This window comes from Flavobacterium sp. KMS (assembly GCF_000813005.1).
Classification (GTDB): Bacteria; Bacteroidota; Bacteroidia; order Flavobacteriales; family Flavobacteriaceae; genus Flavobacterium.
This window is the reverse complement of record NZ_JSYP01000017.1, coordinates 69,254-89,006: the sequence shown is the minus strand read 5'-3', so window position 1 is coordinate 89,006 and position 19,753 is coordinate 69,254. Positions and strand designations below refer to the sequence as shown.

Genomic DNA, 19,753 nt, shown 5'->3' with positions numbered 1-19,753 from the left:
TTTTTTTTACGACCCGAGCGAAGCGAATAGACGCAGTAATTGCACCCAACGGGTACATTTTAATTATTTTATAAGTTTTAGTTTACGAATTAAAAATGGAAATCAGGTTATGTTGCAAGTTAAAGTTTAAAGTATTTTGCTTTGTTTTTTAACGTATTAAAGGTTTTATTTATAATTCATTAACGTACGTATTACATCAGGTTTGATTAAATTTATAGTATAGAAATTATAAATAAAATCTTATGAAAGCAGTACGATATTATGGACACAAAGATGTTAGAATTATAAACGATCTAGAAAAACCTTCTCCTACAGGAGATGAAGTATTATTAAAAATTGGTGGAGCAGGAGTTTGTCATTCAGATTTACATGTAATTGATGGAGGATTAGTTTCTGGTGCAATATTTACTTTAGGGCACGAAAATGCAGGATGGGTAGAAGAAGTTGGAAAAGATGTAAAGGGATTTAAAAAAGGAGATGCGGTTTTGGTATACGGACCTTGGGGATGCGGACATTGCAAACCATGCCAGCATTCGCAAGAAAACTATTGTGATCATCATTCCGAGCAAGCCTATGGTGGTGGACTAGGATTAAATGGTGGTATGGCAGATTATATGCTTGTACCTTCCTCTCGATTATTAGTCCCAATTCATGATTTAGATCCTGTAATTGCTGCTCCGCTTACAGATGCAGCATTAACACCATATTCAGCAATAAAAAGATCATTGCATAAACTTATGCCAGACGAATATGTTGTGGTTATTGGAGTAGGAGGGTTAGGACATGTTGCATTACAGATTTTATCCGAAATGTGCGGGTCAACAATTATAGCTTGTGATATAACTCCCGAAAGACTTGAATTTGCAAAACAACTTGGCGCAGCTCATGTCGTTAACTCTACAGATAAAGATGCTGCCGAACAAATCAAGAAAATCACTGGAATAAAAAAAGCAAAAGTCGTTCTTGATTTTGTTGGTGCTACATCTACAATAGATTTAGGTACAAAAATTATAGGTTTAGATAGCGACTTAACCATTGTTGGGTTAGGAGGAGGAAAGTATGAATACAATACCGGTTTACCAGTTGGCGTAAGCATATCCAATCCTTATTGGGGTTCAAGAACAGAATTAATGGAAGTAATTGGATTGGCAATACAAAAGAAAATACATATTGAGGTAGAAAAATATAGTTTAGATCAAGCTCTCGAAGTGTATGATAAATTAAGACAAGGAAAAATAAAAGGAAGAGCTGTTTTAGTTCCTTAAATAGATTTGAATTAACACATTAATGACATTGCCTGAAGCTTCAGGACTATCTGTTAAAATAATTACTCCTAACTGTTTAAAAGAAAGAAGTAGCCCGATTCTAGAATTGGGCTTTTTTATGAACTTTACATAAAAGATTTAACTATACTATAAAAGTAAGTTTTGCTTAATTAAGAATTATAGTATTTTTTAAACAATTTATTTGAAGCATACATCAATCTTTTTTTTAGCTTTGTTTGCAGAATAACTATTTATAAAACGAAAATATATTATGGATACTAGCAAAGAACTTTTATTCTTTTTTAGTGCTTTGGGGGCTTTCAACGGAATTATTCTGGGTATTTATTTCTTCTTTTTTACAAAGAAAAGATACTTCGGAAATTATTTTCTAGGCGCACTTTTACTAGCGTTAAGTATTAGAATTGCTAAATCTGTATTTATATATTTTGATCCAACGTTACCTAAAACCTATCTTCAAATTGGTCTTTCGGCTTGTTTTTTTATAGGTCCGTTTTTATATTATTTCATGAAAGCTTCGGTTAAGGAAATTAATGTAATGCCCAAATCCTGGAAACTGACCCTTATTTTCTGGGCAATACTTATTATTACTGTTGGAATACTGTTTCCGTATAGTGTTTACCCTCAACTTTGGCGGGATTATTTTGTAGAACTTATTTATATTCAGTGGTTTGTGTATATTGTTTTTGCAGGTTTTACAATTAAAGAAGTATTAAAAAAGATTGTAAGCAGAAAACAAAAAGCAAATCCAGCCGAAATGTGGTTTGGTATGATTTACCTTGGTAATACCTTACTTTTTGCCTTCTATTTTCTGGCATTGATTAATGCACCATTTGTTTCTTATTTAAGTGGTTCTATAATTTTTTCTTTTATTCTGTATATGATAATTTCTATTCTTTTATACCGAAAAAAAACAGACGATTTATTCTTGCTTAATTCTCCAAAGTATTCAGGAAAGAAAATTGATTCAGCCGAAGAAACAATCTTGTTGCAAAAATTAGAGAATGTAATGGTTGAAAAAGAATTATATAAAAACCCAAATCTTACATTACAAGATTTATCCAAAGAAGTTACTATTTCAAGCCACCAATTATCTCAGTTTTTAAATAACAACGTTGGAAAGAATTTTACCAGTTACGTTAATGAATTTAGGATAAACGAAGCGTGCAAAATCATAACTTCTAACAATAAACTAACCTTAGAATCTGTTGGTTATGATGTAGGATTTAATTCTAAATCAACCTTCTTTGTGGCTTTTAAAAAGCATACAGGAACGACACCTTTAAATTATCAGTTACAAGCTTCATTAGTTTAATTTTTTTCCTTTTAGTTTGACGCTTCAGGTAATGCCATTAAGTTAAGAAAAACGGCTACAATACTGTATCGAATAAATCTCACGCAAAGCCGCCAAGTTTACGCCTAAAACCTTTGCGCTTTTGCGTCTTTGCGCGAAAATAATTAACCACAATTAGATCAAAAGAGCTTAACTTAATGACATTGTGCTTCGGGATAAACCTTATGAGTATGATTTTAATATTGAAAGTGCAGGATTACTGAAAGATCAACCTGGTTAGGTTCAATAAACAGAGTGTAGATTTATAAATCCGTACTCCTGATTTCTCTTTGAACGACCTCATACCGCGATTTACGATAGACTTTTGTATTAATAAAAAGTCAAATCTTAATCGTTAAATTTTATGAGAATTCTAATCTTAGTTTTCATTTACATCTATTGTTTATTTATATCATCTATAACTGTAAAAGCACAATCGATACAATTTCTGTCAGGAAAAGTTACTAATCATAGCAACGAACCCATGATGGGAAATATTTCATTGTTGTCTGTTCGTGATTCTATTTTAATTAAACAGCAGGATTTTTTAGATGGTACTTTTCAATTATTAGATATCAATCAAAAAGAAGTATTGATAAAACTTACTTCTGTAGAATTTGCCGACAAATTCCAGCATATTACTTTCGAGGGAAAAGAAAATATAAATTTGGGTACAATACTCGTTAATGGAAACAACAATCAGTTAAATGAAGTTGTTATAAAAAATCAAGCTTCATTACTAAAATATGGATCTAATGGAACACTTGAGGTTAGCGTAGCTAATACTTTGCTTTCTACCAGTAGTTCGGTAAATGAATTATTGGGCAGAGTTCCAAATGTAATTGTTTCCGAAGGACAAATTAGTGTGTTAGGAAAAGGAGAAGCTATTATTTATTTAAACGGAATTTTAATTAGTAACGAACGTTTTGCAGCAATTCCTGTTTCGCAAATTGCCAAGATTGAAGTTATTTCTAATCCATCATCTAAGTATGATGCCGAAGGAAAAGCAGTAATTAATATCATTACTAAGAAAAACTTTGAGAGTGGAGTTATGGGAACGGCAAGCCAACAGATTACAGTTTCGGAATTTGGAGGAACAAGTACAAATACACTGCTAGATTTTAATTACAATAAAGGAAAAGTTTCTATTATTGGTAATTATGGACTGCAATTAGGTAAAAACAGAGAACTGTTATATACAACCAGAACAAGACCTGATCCTACCGAATTTATGAAATCAGAGCTGACTACAGATTGGAGGCGTAGATTTAATAACTATTCTAACTTTGGATTTGGACTACAATATACTTTCTCCGAATCAAATTATATTTCGTTGGAATATAGTGGGAATATTAATGATTTGGGTGGAGTAGTAGCCAATAGAAATTCGATTGCAACCAACAATAGCAATAGTTTTTATGCTACAGATGTTGACAGAAATGATGTTAGACTCAATCAGTTTGTAAACTTAAATTATAATACAATTACAGATGATAAAGGCTCATCGTTGTTTGTTGGTACACAATTTTCTAATTACAACGGTTTTACAAGAGATCTTATAGATGAAAATGGTTTGGTTAACAGCTTTAATACAGAGAGATATTTAAAAAATAATGCTGATAATACCATCAATATTATAAACACTCAGGCAGATTACGCAAAAAAAATAAATGAAAGTACAAAGTTAGAAGCTGGCGCCAAAGTAAGTTATGCAACAATCAAAACAAGTTCTGATTTTTTGATTGCTGATGATAAAAATCCTGAATTTGTATTTGATGAAGACCTTTCGAGTGATTTTAAATATGAAGAAAAAATTGGAGCTGCGTATATAAATTACAGTAGTTCTCTAGGAAAAAAGTTTAATTATTCTTTGGGCGCTCGAGGCGAATGGACCAATTATGAATTAAATACAACTGCAGGCGGGAATCAGAAATTCAGGAAAAGTTATGCCGATATTTTTCCTAATGTATTATTGAATATGCCTCTTTCTGATGATCTGAAGTTGCATGCTTCTTATGTTTCAAGAATAACAAGACCAAGATATCAGGCGCTCAATCCGTATGTTGTTTACCAGGACCCATTTACAACTATCGAAGGAAATCCTAATCTTAAACCAGAAAAAATCTATGCTTTTGAAATAGGAGCAATGTATAAAAAGTATGATTTTAAAATAGGATACACGTACAAAGTCGATCCTATATCTGGAGCAGCTTTACGCGGTATTAATCCCAATAGCTATATTTTAAGATCATTGAATTTAGATAAAGAAAATAGTTATTTTGCATCGATTTCAAGATCATTTACAAGCAAATGGTGGAGTTCTACCAATACCGTGAGTATGAGTTACACAAAATCTGTAGACAACACTTATTCATTTACATTAGGCGCAACAAAACCACAAATTTATCTCTATACAAATAATACATTTACTATTCCTGATGTGTTTAAAATTCAATTGCTTGCCTGGTATCTGGGTGATAAAAGCTACGGATTGGGAGATGAAAATAGTCGCTCGATAGTAACATTGGGAATCGAAAGAAATTTTTTAAATAATGCCTTAAAATTGAACTTTTCTGCCAATGATATTTTTAAAGGATTTTATGCTTCTGGAAATTATACTGTAGGACAAACTGAGATTTATTATCATAGAACATACACGACAAATTACTATAAGCTTGTTGCAACGTATAGTTTTGGAAACTCCAAAAAAACGGATTACAAGAAAAAAGAACTGGAACAAACGGAAAACAGCAGAGCAAGGTAGTGATTGTCTTTTGCGAAAATTAACCGCAGAGTTCGCAAAGGATTACGCAATCCCGAAGCGTCGGGAGCAAAGTTTCTCCCCGATGTTGTCATTCTGAGCGGAGTCGAAGAATCACGAGTAGCTCGATAATTTGGGAATAGTTTGTGTTAGTTTCTTGTGGAGACCCTTCCTGCGTCAGGGAGACAAGATTGTGGAGAATTAACCGCAGAGTTCGCAAAGGATCAAAGTTTTGGAATCATTTTAATTCTTTAATCTGTGGCAAAAAAAAGAAGCACGCAGATTCTGCAGATTTAGCAGATTTTTTATTTGTGTAAATTCGTTGCAAAAAAAAGTACTCAATATAAGTACTCAATATAAGTACACAGTCTTAGAACCTTAGTCTCTCAGAACCTTTGTAACTTAATAAGTCACGAATCAAGCCAGTTTTTGAAATTACTAATTTCTTTTTTGCTCAAAATAATCGGATCGGTATCGGGAATAGAAATGTTTAATAACAACTCTATTTTCTGACTAGAATGCTTAACAATTTCCTGAATATGATTTCGATTAAAAATATATTTTCGATTTACTTTAAAGAAAAGAGTAGGGTCTAGTTTGTTTATAAGATCCTTAAGATTGCTATTATAAAAATAGCTATTGCCTGAATTTGTATAAATAAAAAGATGTTTTCCTGTAGCGTAAAAATAGGAGATTGTTCTATCGTTTATAGATATAAGTTTATCTCTGTGATTTACCAAAAAGTGGTGCTGAATGTTAGTTTGGTTTTCAATTGTAACAAGCGATTCAACAATAGGGTTGGGATTAAATGTTTCCTTTATGTTTTTATATTTCGATAGCGCTTCTAATAATTCTTCTTCTTCGTATGGCTTAAGAAGGTAATCTATAGTAAAATGTTTAAAAACTTTAACAGCGTAAGAATCGTAAGCTGTTATAAAAATAACGGGACATGAAATAGTAGTTTTTTCAAAGATATCAAGGCTTTTTCCGTCACCTAAATGAATATCCATAAAAGCAAGATCAACGGTATTTTTCTCAAAAAAAGCTACTGCATCTTTTACTGATTTCAATAAAGTTACTTCACTTATAGTAATAATACTTTGCTGTTCCAGAATAGATTTCAGATAGCTTGAAGCAAGATATTCGTCTTCAATAATGACTATTTTCATTTCTCCTTTTTTTTTTTGCAAAGTTAAAAAAAAAGCTCCGTTAAAAACGGAGCTAATTTAAATTACAATTCTGGATTGTTTAATCGTGCATCTAATGGGAAAGGCAACGTATATCTCGGATCATTTTTGATCAAAGTATAGGTCTTGTTACTCAGTGTATGTTCGATTTGTTTTTGAGTAGTTCTTCTTAAATCAAACCAACGGTGCCCTTCAATGGCAAACTCACGTTGTCTTTCCTGATATACAAAATCAAGAAGTTCTGTTTGGTTCATAGCACTAATCTTTGTGCTCAATTGAGCGTAACCTGTGGTATTATATCGGTTCTTAATGAAATTTAATATAGTTGTTCTTGCCGTTGCAAGATCATTTAATTGTACAGAAGCTTCTGCTTTTGTCAAATACAATTCAGAAGTTCTAAATGTATTTTTTTGGTATATCTCACCACCTTTTAAAAATATAAATCCGCTTCCACTTACTTTAAAATACAATTTATAACGCAAGTCATTTACTTTGTCATATGCATTTATTAAGGTTGGAGTTGGATAAGCAGATCTTTTTAATTTATTCTCAAACGTATTTTCAAGAGCCATTATCGATTCCTTTGTATCATAATTGTTTGGCAAAATAGGAGTAACGTTTAAGTCAACTAACGAATTGTTAATAGTCATTGCTTTGTCTGCTGCTTGTATAGCTTGAGCCCATTGTTTTTGGAACAAGTAAATACGAGATTCCATTGTGTATAATGCAGCTTTAGAAAAACGATAGTTTAGTCCTTTAGCCTGTGTATCTAAGTTAAGCCATTTTTTAGCCTCTTCTTTATCCGATATGATTTGACCGTAAATAACTTCTACACTTTGTGGTATATAAGCTTGTTCTAAATCTATTTCTAATGCTAATGGAACACCTCTCTCAGAACTAGCAGTTGCTGGATCATATTGTTTTGCAAATAGGTTAACTAAATCAAAGTAAGCAAGAGCTCTTAAGGCGTATGCTTCTCCAACCAACTGATTTTTTTCTGCCGATCCATCAAGTTTAGTACTAGCTTCGTTAATAATTACATTGGTATAAAAAATACAATTGTATAATCCAGCATATTGAAATCTTGTAGCAATAGGATCCGGATTTGCATCATTCCATATATAGTTATCTTTGTAGAATACCAAATCATTGGTTCCTTCATCAAGAAGCATTTCGTCTCCTCTTAAAGCAGTTAGTGATTTATGCGTAGGAAAAACAGCGTATCCTTTAGTAAGAACAGCTCTAAAATCAGCAAGTGTTTCAGGAATTACTTTTCCTGATGGTTTTACATCCAGGTAATCATCGCAGCTTGTAGCTACTATCGCAGCTACAAAAAGGAATAGGTATTTTGATATGTTTTTCATCTTAAATTAATTAAAAAGTTATGTTACATCCTAATGTTATTGATTTAGGAATAGGCTGAGCATAGATGTTTCCAAAAGTCTCCGGATCAAAATATCCTTTATAATCAGAGCTGATAACAAATAAGTTTCGTCCTTCAATACTGAATCTTAGACTATCAAAAAACATTTTTTCTATTGCTTTTTTAGGCAAAGTATATCCAAAACGTAAACTGCTTAATCGCATATAACTCATTTCATGTACCCAAGTGTCCAAATATTTATTGGTATTTATCGGATTACCTTCAGCATACCACTTGTAAGCCATCCAAGAGTCACCAGTACCAGTATCATTCCCTACAATTCCTGGCAAGTTTGATCCAGTATTAGTAGGAGACCATGCATTTAGAATATCAGTAGTGAAGTTTCGTCCACGATCAACCGTTGCTCCATTGTATGCAGGTGTTTCTACAACTGTTTGCTTAATATTAAAAGTAGTAGCAATTGTAATATCAAAATCATGAATTTTGAAAGTATTAGTTAGACCACCAGTATACTTAGGATCTAAATCTCCAGCATAAGTAAATAAATCTCTTATTTCTGTAGCATTAAGTTTAGTTTGTACGAACAACCCAGGTATAACATCAGCTAAAGCATCGCTTAACTGAAAGAATGTTTGAGTATTAACCGTTTCACCATTTTTATTTACAAACAAAGGGTATCCATTCTCATCCATTCCATTTGTTTTTAAGGCAAATACTGCTCTTACCGGGTATCCTTCTATTGATGGAGTATAAGTGTTTTCTCTTATTTGCATACGATCAACATTGCTCTTATTGTGTGAGAAATTAATATTAGTGGTCCATTTAAAATTAGGACGATCAATATTTTTTGTAGCCAATGCAATCTCAAATCCTTTATTAGTTACTTGTGCCCAGTTTAAGGTAGTGTACTCAAATCCGTTTTCAACAGCAAGTGATTGAACTCCAATTAAATCACTACTTTTTCTTCCATATACATCGGTAACTATACTAATACGGTTATTGAATAAACCCAGATCCATACCTAAATTGGTATTTTCCGTTTTTTCCCATCTTAATTTATCATTTGGAGGACTTAATATCGCAATACTTGGCTCAGTTTGTCCTGGCAAAATAGTTTCAGTTTTATATTCTCCTACTACAAATGGTGATGTTCCTTTGTCTATATTTCCTTGCAATCCGTAAGAAGCACGTAATCTTAAGTTAGATAAAGTCTCATTACCTTTTAAGAATTCTTCTTCAGATACTAACCAAGAAGCAGAAGCTGCCCAAAGTGGTAAGTATTTGTATTTTGGATCTACACCAAATAAGTCAGAACCATCATAACGAACACTTCCGAAGAATGTATATTTTCTGTCATAGGTATAAGATGCTGTTGCAAAAAAGGATGCAAATGCATTTTCATTCTTAGATTTTTTATAGCCTCTATAAACAGGTTCGTCTGCTAGATCGGCGGTAGGGAAAATTATCTGAATTGAAGTTAATGTTTTAGGATCGTATCCAAATGCTTTGGTTGCAATACTAGTGTTGTAATTTCTTCTCAATTCGCTTCCTACCATAACTTCCAACTCATGTTTTTCATTGAAAACAGTAGAGTAGTTTAACATCGTTTTCCAGTTGTATTGGAAAAAGTCAGTATTTGTGTTTTGGATAATTCCACCTTCTGGAAGAAAATAAGCAGGCTTACCATTATTAAATCTTAACGTTTTCTCTCTTTCTTTTCTAGTAAAGTAGGTGTTTTTATCAGCAAATTTCTCACTAGATGTATTGTCAAATTGTAAACCAACCTGAGTGCTTGCTTTTAAGCCTTTTGTAATTCTGTAATCTATATCAAGAATAGCTTTAATCGCTCTGTTCTTTAACTCGTAAGAAGAGTTTTCTCTTTCTTCAATAAAGTTAAAGGGTACGTAAACATCAGAATAACCACTAATATCTTTGTCATATTTATAAGATCCATCTGCATTATATGGTGTTAAATACGGATTTACTGTTCTTGAGTAATTAGATGGATTTGTAAAACCATCTGTATCTGTTATGTATGATTTTGTTTTACTTTCAGAACCAAATAACCCAACGCCAATGTTTAATTTATCAGTAACCTCAAAGTTGTTCTTTAAAGTAAGATTATATCTGTCGTAACCAGTTCCTACTGTAGCACCTTGCTCGTTATAAGCTCCTAAAGAGAAGTAATAATCTGATTTTTCGCCTCCACCAGAGAAACTTAAACCATATTGTGTATTTACAGCACTTTGGTATAATAAATCCCCCCAGTTTGTATTACTGTTTCTTAATTTGTTAATAGAGTTTTGTGTAGCTGAAGACAACGCCGAAAAACCTCCCGTTCTATAAGCCCCTAATTCATTAGACTGATTTAGTATACGAGAAATTTCTCCGCCAGAGTCTCTATAAGTTAAGTCTGATCTGCTTGCTAATCCTAGTTCAAAATCTACTTTTTGTGAAGCATCTAAAAGGTTTAATTTTGCAAAATCAGGTTTCATAGTAACAAAGGTATTTGCTATGAAATTTACTTTCATGCTCCCTTTTTTACCTTTTTTGGTAGTAACAACAATTACTCCATTTGCGGCTCTTGCTCCGTAAATTGCGGTAGCAGCGGCATCTTTTAATATGGTAATATCTTTAATATCGTCAGGGTTTAATCCAGCGATTGAAAAGTTATTTAATTCGTCGATATTGTCTTTATCAAAGTTTTTAGGAACATCATTGCTTTCTAATGGTAAACCATCTAATACCCATAATGGATCTTGTGAGCCAGAAAGTGATGCTGTACCACGAACTCTAATTTTTGCAATAGCACCAGGAGCACCAGTAGCTTGAGTAACTGCTACACCTGCAACCTGACCTACTAATAATTGATCTAAACTTGCAACACCTGCTTGTTGAATATCAGCCATATTAACTTTGGCTACAGCCGAAGTCAATTTTCTTTTTTCAATTTTTTGGTATCCGGTTACAACAACCTCTTTAAGTTCGCTTAAGTCTGGTTTTAAAGAAATATTATAGCTTTTTTGAGCTGTAACATTAATAGTATACGATTGGTATCCCATAAAGGTTACGCGTACACTTGTAGTGTTGCTTGATATTTTTAATTCAAAATTACCGTCAAAATCTGTGATAGTACCGATACTAGCGCTTTCGATAACGCTTTTTTGATTTGTACTATTAGATACCGAGCTATTTTCAACATATACTGTTGCACCCGGAATTGGTAATTTGTCTTGGTAATCAATTACCTTTCCTGTAATTGTTCGAGTTTCTTGCGAATACCCAACAACCGTCAGGAATAAGGTCAAGATGTAAATTAATTTTTTCATTTCTGGTTTTTAATTAGGATAAAAGATTTATAGTGTGGTATTTAAAGCTTTCTCTATTCGTTGAATCAAATCAAAATAATGGTTTTGTGTTTCCTGATTTCCAATATTTTTCTTAGTTCTTAATAATTGTAAAATTTGTTTTAATTCTCCTTTTTTATCAGATGTAACTTCCGAAACTCTTTTAAGAGAAGATTGATTGATATTACGTGCCATTCTTGATTCATCTAGCTGATTACATAAATGAGGCATGTTTAAATTATCTTGTATTTCGATTATCTTTTTGCCGTCTGTTTTCTCAAAAAGTTTGTTTGTAGAAACAATAAGCACATCGATATAATTCTTTTGTGTCATACGTTCCATAATCGTTAATGATTTATTTTGGATCGTTGGAGCAAAAATATTCTGACGTAATGTTTTAAATAATTGCGTTACAGTAAATACGTTTTCTTTAGCTTCATTACGCTGATACAATTCATTTTCGGTAATTCGTAACAAACGATCATCACTAAGCATACTATATAAAGTACTGTATTGTAATTCTCTCGCCAGGGTATAAGGTGTATACTCATAAGGACCAAGTGGAGAATCTTTTAATGCATTTGTTTTATCCAGAATTGGGTTAAAAAACAACCATTCAGGAATTGCAATACTGTTTTTTAATAAATACGCTACAGCTCTTTTCTGGATAGTAGCAGGAACAGCTACATAACTAGCTTTGTTATCTCCGTGTACAGTTGTATTAAGATAAATACCTCCAAGATTGCTTAATACATGTCTGTTATAAAGTTGCCATTGACCAATAGTACCAATATAAAGTTTACCAGTCTCGTAGTAAGATTCATCTTTATCATACGTCCAGTCAAGGATATTATTTACAACACGTTTTAAGTTTTTAAGTCCGTACTCACTCGCTTTCATTGCATCATTTCCTAAATCTTCTGATTGAGAACGTGGGTCAATTATTTCGTCTTGTTGTTCTCCATAAAAATAAAGAGGATCATTTTGATGTTTAGAGATAAGACCATTTAAAGCCGTGTGCTCTTCTTTTTCGTCACCATACCATCTGTATCCCCATTCGATAGCGTATTTATCATACTCACCAATTTTTGGTGTAATAGCCTCTACGTGATCTTCTGGTTGAGCAATATAATTGTAACGAGCATAATCCATGATTGATGGAGCAGTTCCACCCATTTTTGCTGTGAAATCTTTAGAACGTAGCGATTCTACATCATAAGCAAATGAAGAACCCATATTGTGTTTTAAACCAAAAGTATGTCCTACTTCATGAGAGGATACAAAACGGATAGCTTCTCCCATATGTTCGTCGCTAAATTTGTTTCCTCTGGCTTTAGGATCAATAATACCTGTTTGTATACGCATCCAGCTGTGCAAAGATGTCATAACGTTATGCCACCATATAATGTCTGATTCGATTATTTCACCACTTCTAGGATCTACAACTGCAGGTCCCATCGCATTCGATTTTGGAGAAGCTACATAAGTAATAACCGAGTAACGTACATCGTCGATATCAAAATCGGTATCTTCAGCAGTAGGCTCTTTTGCAATAACAGCATTTTTAAAACCTGCTTTTTCAAAAGCTATTTGCCAGTCACGAACACCTTCTATAATATAAGAACGCCATTGTTTAGGTGTCGAAGGGTCGATATAGTAAACGATTTGTTTTTTTGGTTCAACCAATTCTCCTTTACGGTACTTCTCGATATCTTCTTTTTTAGGCTCTAATCTCCATCGTGTTATTAATTCTTTCTCACGCATTGCATGCTGATCATCGCTAAAATACCAGTGCTTTTCGGTAAAATACCCAACACGTCTATCCGAAAAACGAGGTTGCATAGGAACTTTGTCTAATAATATAATGTTACTAGTTACCCCAATTGTAACCGATAGGGCAGGACCACCACCTTCGCTTACAGAAGTAGTAAGTTGCGACTTAACAACTATATTTTTTGGGAACGATTTTGCGTATTCTATATATGATAGTTCCGATTTTACAGATCCACCAAAGCCAATGTTGCTTAAAACATCATTGAAACTTTTTTGTTTTCCGTCAAAAACTTTATTTGCTTTGATTACAATCGAAGTCGAATCATTGTTTTTTGTCTCGATATCAAAAACTTCTATAATAGACTCAGAGAAGTTATTATTTACAGATGCCGTTATTGCATCACCTACTGGAGATGAAACATTAGGAACAGATGATTTTACCCATACCTTTTTGGCAATAAGATCTTTATGAAAAGTTATGATCTTGTTTTCATAATTCATTCCTTTATTTAATCCAGCCTCATTAACTTGCATTGGGACATTAGAAATCTTATTTACCACAAGAAATTCTCTCTGAAAAAGAGAATCATTTATTTCTAGATAAAGATCAGTTTTAGCTTGTATAATGTTAAATAATCCTTTTTTAACGGTTGCGCCTTTTAAAAGATCATCATATTTTTTTCCTTTTTTGTTGCTTGTAGAATCCTTTGCTTGTTCAGTTTTGTTTTCTTTACTTTTTTTATCTTTTTTCTGCGCAATAATTGTAGTACTATTAATTAATAATAGTAGAATAAATGTGTTTTTTAAATATTTCAATAATGCCTTTTCCCTCATTTGAAGTTAAGTTTAGGTTAATTTTTCGCCTAAAATATTGCATCCATTACGTTAAAAAAAACAAAATGGAGTGAGTGGCTTTTTTTCGGGAGTGAATGCTTTTTTTATTCAATTAAGGGTAAAATACAGACAAAAAAACCGTCTCTTTTAAACGTCTCAAAATCGGTTTTAGAATAGTAGTTGTAAATACTTTGTAAGTACTTATGACCAAACTTAGACTCCTTCCCGAAGTTTTGTTTTTCGTTTAGATTATTGGTAATGACCACCTTATTTTCCTGGATGGTAATTGTTATATTTAACGGATTTTCATCTGAAGCAATGTTGTGTTTGATAGCGTTTTCTATCGCAATCTGAAAAGCTAAGTAGGGTACTTTTTTTGATAAAACACTATTGTCTTCGATTGTTATCATAAAGTTAAATTCGTCTTTATATCTGGTTTGTTGTAAAAAGATATACTTCTCGATAAATAGAAGTTCTTCTTTTAGCGTAACAATATTTTGCTCAGGGGGATTTATTAAATACCGATAAATTTTAGAAAGATTTAAAGTAAACTTGCGTGCTACACCAGTATTACTTTCAATAAGCATATAAAGGGAATTCAGGGAATTAAATAAAAAATGAGGATTAATTTGCTCCTTTAATTGGTGCAACTGAATCAATGCTTTTTCTTTCTTTATCTTTTCATTTTCTAAACTTAATTTATTTTTTTCTTTGGCTAGGTCTTCTTTTTCCTGAAAGCTTTTGCGGGTAAAAAGCGCAAATAAATAAAAGAATATAAGTAAGATTGCTGTAGTTATAAAGTAAATTAATGACGCATATTTTTTTATAGCATCTACATCTTCATTTGCAATGTTTTCTGGGAAATTGACACAAACGTACCAATTTGTACCTGCTACATTTAAACGTTTTGTGTATCTAACAATGTCTAATTTTAAATATTCAGAAAGGCCTATTTTTTTTGTGAAATCTATCTTAGGAATAAAGATTGTATCTGATGGTACTACATCGGTTATTTTAAAAACATTCTGCTTTATAAATTTAATTTCGGGGTGATAAAGTATAGTTCCTTCTTTATCAAATACAAAAGCATAATTTTCTGCCAATTGATCTACGGTTGAAAAATAGAATCGCAATGCTTTTAAATCAATATCATAACCATAGCGTACTACTTCGCCATTTGCTGCATTAGCTTTAAAATAAATACGCCAAAAAATGTTTTGTCCATCTTTAAGGATACAATTAAATTTATCTTTATCACCGTTTTTAGCAATGAAATCACTGATATCCGTTCTTAAATCAGCGTTCTTATTAGAGGTTCTAAATTCTATTTTTCCATTGTTTATCTGGAACCAATTGTTTTTTACAAGATTCTGATTGGCATGTATTGTACTTAAAACGTTTAAATTATTTGATAAATTATTAGGAGTGCTAATTTTAATAATCTGCTTTATTTCTTTCTCGATTTCAAGAAAACGTGAAAACTCCAACGCTAGAACTTCTTGCTTTTTTATAAAGCTACGTAGCGCGTTGGTAGAATTTGATTTTTCGGATATTTGTGTTATTAAACTACTTAATATATAAATAGAAAGCAATGTAACGACTACGAAAACAATTCCTAAAATAAAGAAGTTACGCCCAGAAAGGCTATTTTTTAATTTAAAATTCAATGGTATTCTTTAAAAAATAAGGAATATAAAAGTCCTTATTATAATGTGGTATTATTAATTTTTTGCAAAGATAATTCTTTTCTTCTTCGTCTTATTAGGGGTTTATAAAACGTATTTATCAATATATCAGCTAAATCTATCTATTGTTTAGCCTTTTATCTGGAGGTGCTCCATTTTCTTTCCAATCAGGGTTTTGTTCCCAACAGGTTTAAAACCTAGTTTTAAGTATAATTTTTTAGCATGAGGATTTGCTTCATCTACAAGTAATCCTAAAGTTTGTTGATTTTTATTTACATATTCATCAATCAAAAACTGTAAAATTTTAGATCCAATACCTTTTCCCTGGCACTTAGGATCAACTCCTAACGTGTCAATATAATATTCTCCTTTTTGAGTTTCGTCTTCAGGATTAAAATTTTTGTTGTAATGAGTTCTAACGTATTGTACGATAGGTTCTCTTAGTAGGTTTAATTTTGCACCATCATATATATTTACAGCAGCAACAATCTCGTTGTCATCTACGGCAACAAAACAATTTTGATAAGAGTATTGATTATTTTCCTTTGCTATAAAGTGTAGCAAAAAGTCTTTTGCTTTATTGTAGTTTTCTTCACCAATAAATTTATAAACGATATCCTCCATTGCTAATAGTAAATAGGTTGCAATACTTTCGGAATCCTTTATAGTTGCTTTTCTTATAATCATCACCTTTTCATTTTCGTTTTTGCAAAAATACCTTAATCTTGCATATATACCAAAATCAGACACATATATTAAGTTTTATTTTGGATTTTTCATCTAAATCGACTTTTATTGGTGATTATGTAATAAAATTCAATCAACAGAATTGTACAAATAATCTAAACTAATAGTTGTTTTTACAACTCTGTAAGTGATTTAAGAATCATTAAGTTTGATTATATAAAGGCAACAAACTCGATTTTTGCGATTCACATTTATATTAAAACTTATATTTGTATAATAAAAATCGCTAACTTGTAGAACAAGTTCTAGAGTATGACTATCCGATGTTCTACATATTGATAAATTCTAGCAAGTTATTTTTGCAAAATATTCTTTCATAAAAAAAGAAAATATATTTCTAAAAAATAATTAAAATATGTAAATTGTATGAACATATTGGTTTTTATATTTAGTTAAAAGACTTCCCCAAATCTCTTTTAAATGCGTGTTCTTGTTTTAGTTTAGTATTAATTTTTTTTCAAAAAAAACATTGACACCAATTAAACCTATTTTATCTTTAATTGGTAACACAGATTTTAATATTTTAAAAACAATAACTATTTAAAAAATGTAGTACATATACTACTTCAGAACCTATATCAAAGCAGTTATTATGAGTTAATATTTTTATTAGTTCATTTTTTAACCTTAATACAGTATAAATTTTGACTAAAGAGAACTTGACAAAAAATACATTTGGTTTTACAAAACTAAAATTCGAACATAGAAAAGTAATTCATTATACTTTGCTGGCATTTGTAATCCTTTTACAAATCATGGCAGTTATAATATGGTATAACGAATCGACTAATGAAGCCAAAGTATCGAAGATTTTTGATTCGATAAACTATTTAGGCAGTGTAAAACAACTTACGAATGAGGTTAACGATTCGTTTATTAATTCCCAAAAGCACTATAATAATTATATAAGTAATAAAGACGAAGCCTCTTTAAAAGAATACGCTGAATCAATAAATAAGACTGGTGAATTGGTTGATAAACTAAGCGCTGTTACTGCAAATAATCAGGAGTTTAAACAATTGTTAATGGAGAAAAGCAAGTCCGAATCGGATGTTCTGGCTTTGCGATCTACCATTGACTCCATTATTGCGCTTCAAACTAATCCAAATAACAAAGAAGCAGCGAGTTTATTAGACTTTAAAAAGTTTGAATACAAGAAAATCCTGGATAGTATTAAAACGGATTCTTATATGAAAATTGATAGCGTATCCAAAAAAGGACTTTTCTCGAGATTGGGAGATGCGCTCGCTGGTAAAATGGACATTCAGAAAGAGCAATTAAAGATTGTTGTAACTATGAAATACAATGATAAACTTATTTCTGGTAGTATCGAGGATCAAATAAAAAATGTATTTGTAACGACCAATAAATACTATGAAAACCAGTTTAATAATTTAAAGAAATCATTTTCAAGTTTAAGAGATCAAGATTTAAAATTGACAGAGCTTAATAGCAAATTATTAAATTTAAGCGCTACGATATTGCCTAACTATACAAATCCTATTAATACGCTACAGGCAGATTCTCAGAAAAAATTACAGGATCAGTACAAATCAAATATAACGGTTAGGAATTATACATTATTGATATTAATAATTGTGATGCTTATCGTTTCAATCATACTTTTTAGTTTTACCAGAATGGCTTTTGAGTATGAAAAAAGATTAACAATCGCTCAGAACCAAATACGCCAGAGTTTAAACTTTAAGAATAGAATCATGGGAATGATTAGCCATGAGATAAGATCACCTTTAAGTATAATTTCTATGTATAGTAAGAAGATCAGTTCTTCTATAAAAGATGTTGAAATAAAGAATACGTTCAAATCGATTCAGTTTACGACTAATTCTTTGATTTTATTATCGAATCAGATTTTAGAATATTCAAAAGAAGAAAATCATGAGCTTAAGCTAAAGAATAAAAATTTTCATTTAAAATCAGAAATAAATCAAATTATCGATTCTTTGTCTTCACTGGTAGAAAGCAAAGGGAATAAGATTAAGTTAAATTCTAATTTAAATTCCGATTACGAAGTGTACTCTGATGCTACAAAAATTCATCAGCTTTTTTATAATATCGTGGGTAATGCAAATAAGTTTACCGAAAACGGACTCATATCTATAGGGATTGATCTTGATAATAGTTCGGATTATGAGTATAATTTAAAAATAGAAATTCAGGATAATGGAGCAGGTATTCCAGAGCATGATTTAAAAAATATTTTCGAATTATATTACCAAGGAGCTGTATCTAACAAAATCAATGATTTAGGAGTAGGTTTAGGTCTTAATTTATGCAAAGAAATAGTCGAATTGTTTGATGGAGAAATCAAAATTGAAAGCGAAGAAGGAAAAGGCACAAAAGTTGTATTTAATTTGATATTAAGCCCAGTTTAAAATAAAACAGAATAAATACAGTTTTCGTATTTTAGAAGTATAAACGGGTTTATAATAATTTAATTTATAAACAATGAATTCATCAAATAGTTATAGTTTTTTAATTGCCGACGACCATGTCGTAGTACGTCAAGGGGTGACTTTAATTGTTAAAGAACTATTCTTGAACGCTATGGTTTATAAGGCAGCTACTTTTAACGATACTTTTAAAATATTAAAAGAGGTTAAAATAGATTTATTGATTTTGGATGTAAACTTCCCAGATGGTAATAGCTTGAATATATTGGCAGAAATTAAGGCAATTCAGCCAGAGGTCAAAATATTAATATTCTCGGCTCTAGAGGAGAATATTTATGCCATGCGATATTTAAATGCTGGGGCATCGGGGTATTTAACCAAAGAAAGTTCTGAAGACGAAATGAAATTGGCGATAAATACAATGATTTCTTCAGGGAAATACATGACCCAGAATATTAAAGACAGAATTCTGGATTCTTATATTACTAAGAAACCAACAAATCCATTAGAAGTATTATCGAATAGAGAAATGGAAGTAGCACGCTTATTTGTGAAAGGGTACGGTAATCTGGAAATTCTGGAAATTTTAAAAATAAAGAAAACTACTGTGAGTACTTATAAAAACAGGATTTTCGAAAAACTGGAAGTAGATAATCTAGCCGAACTAATAAAGCTTTTTCATCTCTATTATGATGAGAAATAAATAGAAGCATAAGTACTATTCTCTTATTAAGTACAAATATTTTAAAAAGCGGAGCCATTTAAGCTCCGCTTTTTTTGTCTTAAAAAATAAAGAATACAAAGCTTAGCGAACTCCGCGATTTTATAGAATCTTACTTATAAAAAATTTGTGTGTTTTGCGGTAAAAAAAACTATGATCTAGCTTAGAGTTAACCGCAAAGAGCGCAAAGTATCGTGTGTAAATGGATGGATTGTATTTTGTATGTGTTTCAATTGGTGTAGAGACGCACCGCAGTGCGTCTGCGTAATCTGCATCTATAATCT

Annotated in this window: 11 protein-coding genes; 5 read left to right on the top strand and 6 right to left on the bottom strand. The window is 31.4% G+C overall.

From position 1 onward, the window contains the following. The first annotated feature begins 242 nt into the window (after nucleotides 1-242). The 3 genes from OA93_RS17040 (at nucleotide 243) to OA93_RS17030 (ending at nucleotide 5,380) form a co-directional block, all read left to right on the top strand. Nucleotides 243-1,265, top strand: coding sequence for an NAD(P)-dependent alcohol dehydrogenase (locus tag OA93_RS17040; protein ID WP_039114715.1), 1,023 nt, complete (start codon nucleotides 243-245; stop codon nucleotides 1,263-1,265). A gap of 271 nt (nucleotides 1,266-1,536) precedes the next feature. Next, nucleotides 1,537-2,598 carry a helix-turn-helix domain-containing protein gene (locus OA93_RS17035; RefSeq protein WP_039114713.1) on the top strand — a complete coding sequence of 354 codons (1,062 nt, stop codon included), beginning with the start codon at nucleotides 1,537-1,539 and terminating at the stop codon, nucleotides 2,596-2,598. Between the two features lie 382 nt (nucleotides 2,599-2,980). Beyond that, nucleotides 2,981-5,380, top strand: a complete 2,400-nt coding sequence (locus tag OA93_RS17030; RefSeq protein ID WP_039114712.1) for a TonB-dependent receptor — start codon at nucleotides 2,981-2,983, stop codon at nucleotides 5,378-5,380. Between the two features lie 407 nt (nucleotides 5,381-5,787). On the opposite strand, the gene OA93_RS17025 is transcribed toward OA93_RS17030, so the two are convergent. From OA93_RS17025 to OA93_RS17000, 6 genes are all read right to left on the bottom strand, one after another. After that, complete coding sequence (locus OA93_RS17025) at nucleotides 5,788-6,546, bottom strand: LytTR family DNA-binding domain-containing protein (protein ID WP_039114750.1); 759 nt, start codon at nucleotides 6,544-6,546, stop codon at nucleotides 5,788-5,790. A 62-nt stretch (nucleotides 6,547-6,608) separates the two neighbouring features. Next, nucleotides 6,609-7,928: a RagB/SusD family nutrient uptake outer membrane protein gene (locus tag OA93_RS17020; RefSeq protein ID WP_039114710.1), complete on the bottom strand. Its 1,320-nt coding sequence runs from the start codon at nucleotides 7,926-7,928 to the stop codon at nucleotides 6,609-6,611. Nucleotides 7,929-7,938: 10 nt separating this feature from the next. Beyond that, nucleotides 7,939-11,277: a SusC/RagA family TonB-linked outer membrane protein gene (locus OA93_RS17015; RefSeq protein WP_039114708.1), complete on the bottom strand. Its 3,339-nt coding sequence runs from the start codon at nucleotides 11,275-11,277 to the stop codon at nucleotides 7,939-7,941. A 27-nt stretch (nucleotides 11,278-11,304) separates the two neighbouring features. Further along, nucleotides 11,305-13,902 carry a zinc-dependent metalloprotease gene (locus OA93_RS17010; RefSeq protein ID WP_052259505.1) on the bottom strand — a complete coding sequence of 866 codons (2,598 nt, stop codon included), beginning with the start codon at nucleotides 13,900-13,902 and terminating at the stop codon, nucleotides 11,305-11,307. Between the two features lie 104 nt (nucleotides 13,903-14,006). Next, on the bottom strand, nucleotides 14,007-15,569 hold the full coding sequence (locus tag OA93_RS17005; RefSeq protein ID WP_039114706.1) for a histidine kinase: 1,563 nt from the start codon (nucleotides 15,567-15,569) through the stop codon (nucleotides 14,007-14,009). 147 nt (nucleotides 15,570-15,716) lie between these two features. Next, nucleotides 15,717-16,274 (bottom strand): GNAT family N-acetyltransferase, encoded by a 558-nt coding sequence (locus OA93_RS17000; RefSeq protein WP_039114705.1) that lies wholly within the window; start codon nucleotides 16,272-16,274, stop codon nucleotides 15,717-15,719. A gap of 815 nt (nucleotides 16,275-17,089) precedes the next feature. Between OA93_RS17000 and OA93_RS16995 the strand changes: the two genes are divergently transcribed. After that, nucleotides 17,090-18,730 carry a HAMP domain-containing sensor histidine kinase gene (locus OA93_RS16995; protein WP_131474497.1) on the top strand — a complete coding sequence of 547 codons (1,641 nt, stop codon included), beginning with the start codon at nucleotides 17,090-17,092 and terminating at the stop codon, nucleotides 18,728-18,730. Nucleotides 18,731-18,803: 73 nt separating this feature from the next. Then, the gene (locus tag OA93_RS16990) at nucleotides 18,804-19,451 is read left to right on the top strand and encodes a response regulator transcription factor (protein ID WP_039114701.1); all 648 of its coding nucleotides are present in this window, start codon (nucleotides 18,804-18,806) and stop codon (nucleotides 19,449-19,451) included. Nucleotides 19,452-19,753: the final 302 nt, after the last annotated feature.

Coding starts and splice junctions, on each gene's coding strand:
- OA93_RS17000 (WP_039114705.1), bottom strand. CDS start 16,274: ATGATTATAAGAAAAGCAACTATAAAGGATTCCGAAAGTATTGCAACC.
- OA93_RS17025 (WP_039114750.1), bottom strand. CDS start 6,546: ATGAAAATAGTCATTATTGAAGACGAATATCTTGCTTCAAGCTATCTG.
- OA93_RS17015 (WP_039114708.1), bottom strand. CDS start 11,277: ATGAAAAAATTAATTTACATCTTGACCTTATTCCTGACGGTTGTTGGG.
- OA93_RS17035 (WP_039114713.1), top strand. CDS start 1,537: ATGGATACTAGCAAAGAACTTTTATTCTTTTTTAGTGCTTTGGGGGCT.
- OA93_RS17040 (WP_039114715.1), top strand. CDS start 243: ATGAAAGCAGTACGATATTATGGACACAAAGATGTTAGAATTATAAAC.
- OA93_RS17030 (WP_039114712.1), top strand. CDS start 2,981: ATGAGAATTCTAATCTTAGTTTTCATTTACATCTATTGTTTATTTATA.
- OA93_RS16990 (WP_039114701.1), top strand. CDS start 18,804: ATGAATTCATCAAATAGTTATAGTTTTTTAATTGCCGACGACCATGTC.
- OA93_RS17010 (WP_052259505.1), bottom strand. CDS start 13,902: ATGAGGGAAAAGGCATTATTGAAATATTTAAAAAACACATTTATTCTA.
- OA93_RS16995 (WP_131474497.1), top strand. CDS start 17,090: ATGGCAGTTATAATATGGTATAACGAATCGACTAATGAAGCCAAAGTA.
- OA93_RS17020 (WP_039114710.1), bottom strand. CDS start 7,928: ATGAAAAACATATCAAAATACCTATTCCTTTTTGTAGCTGCGATAGTA.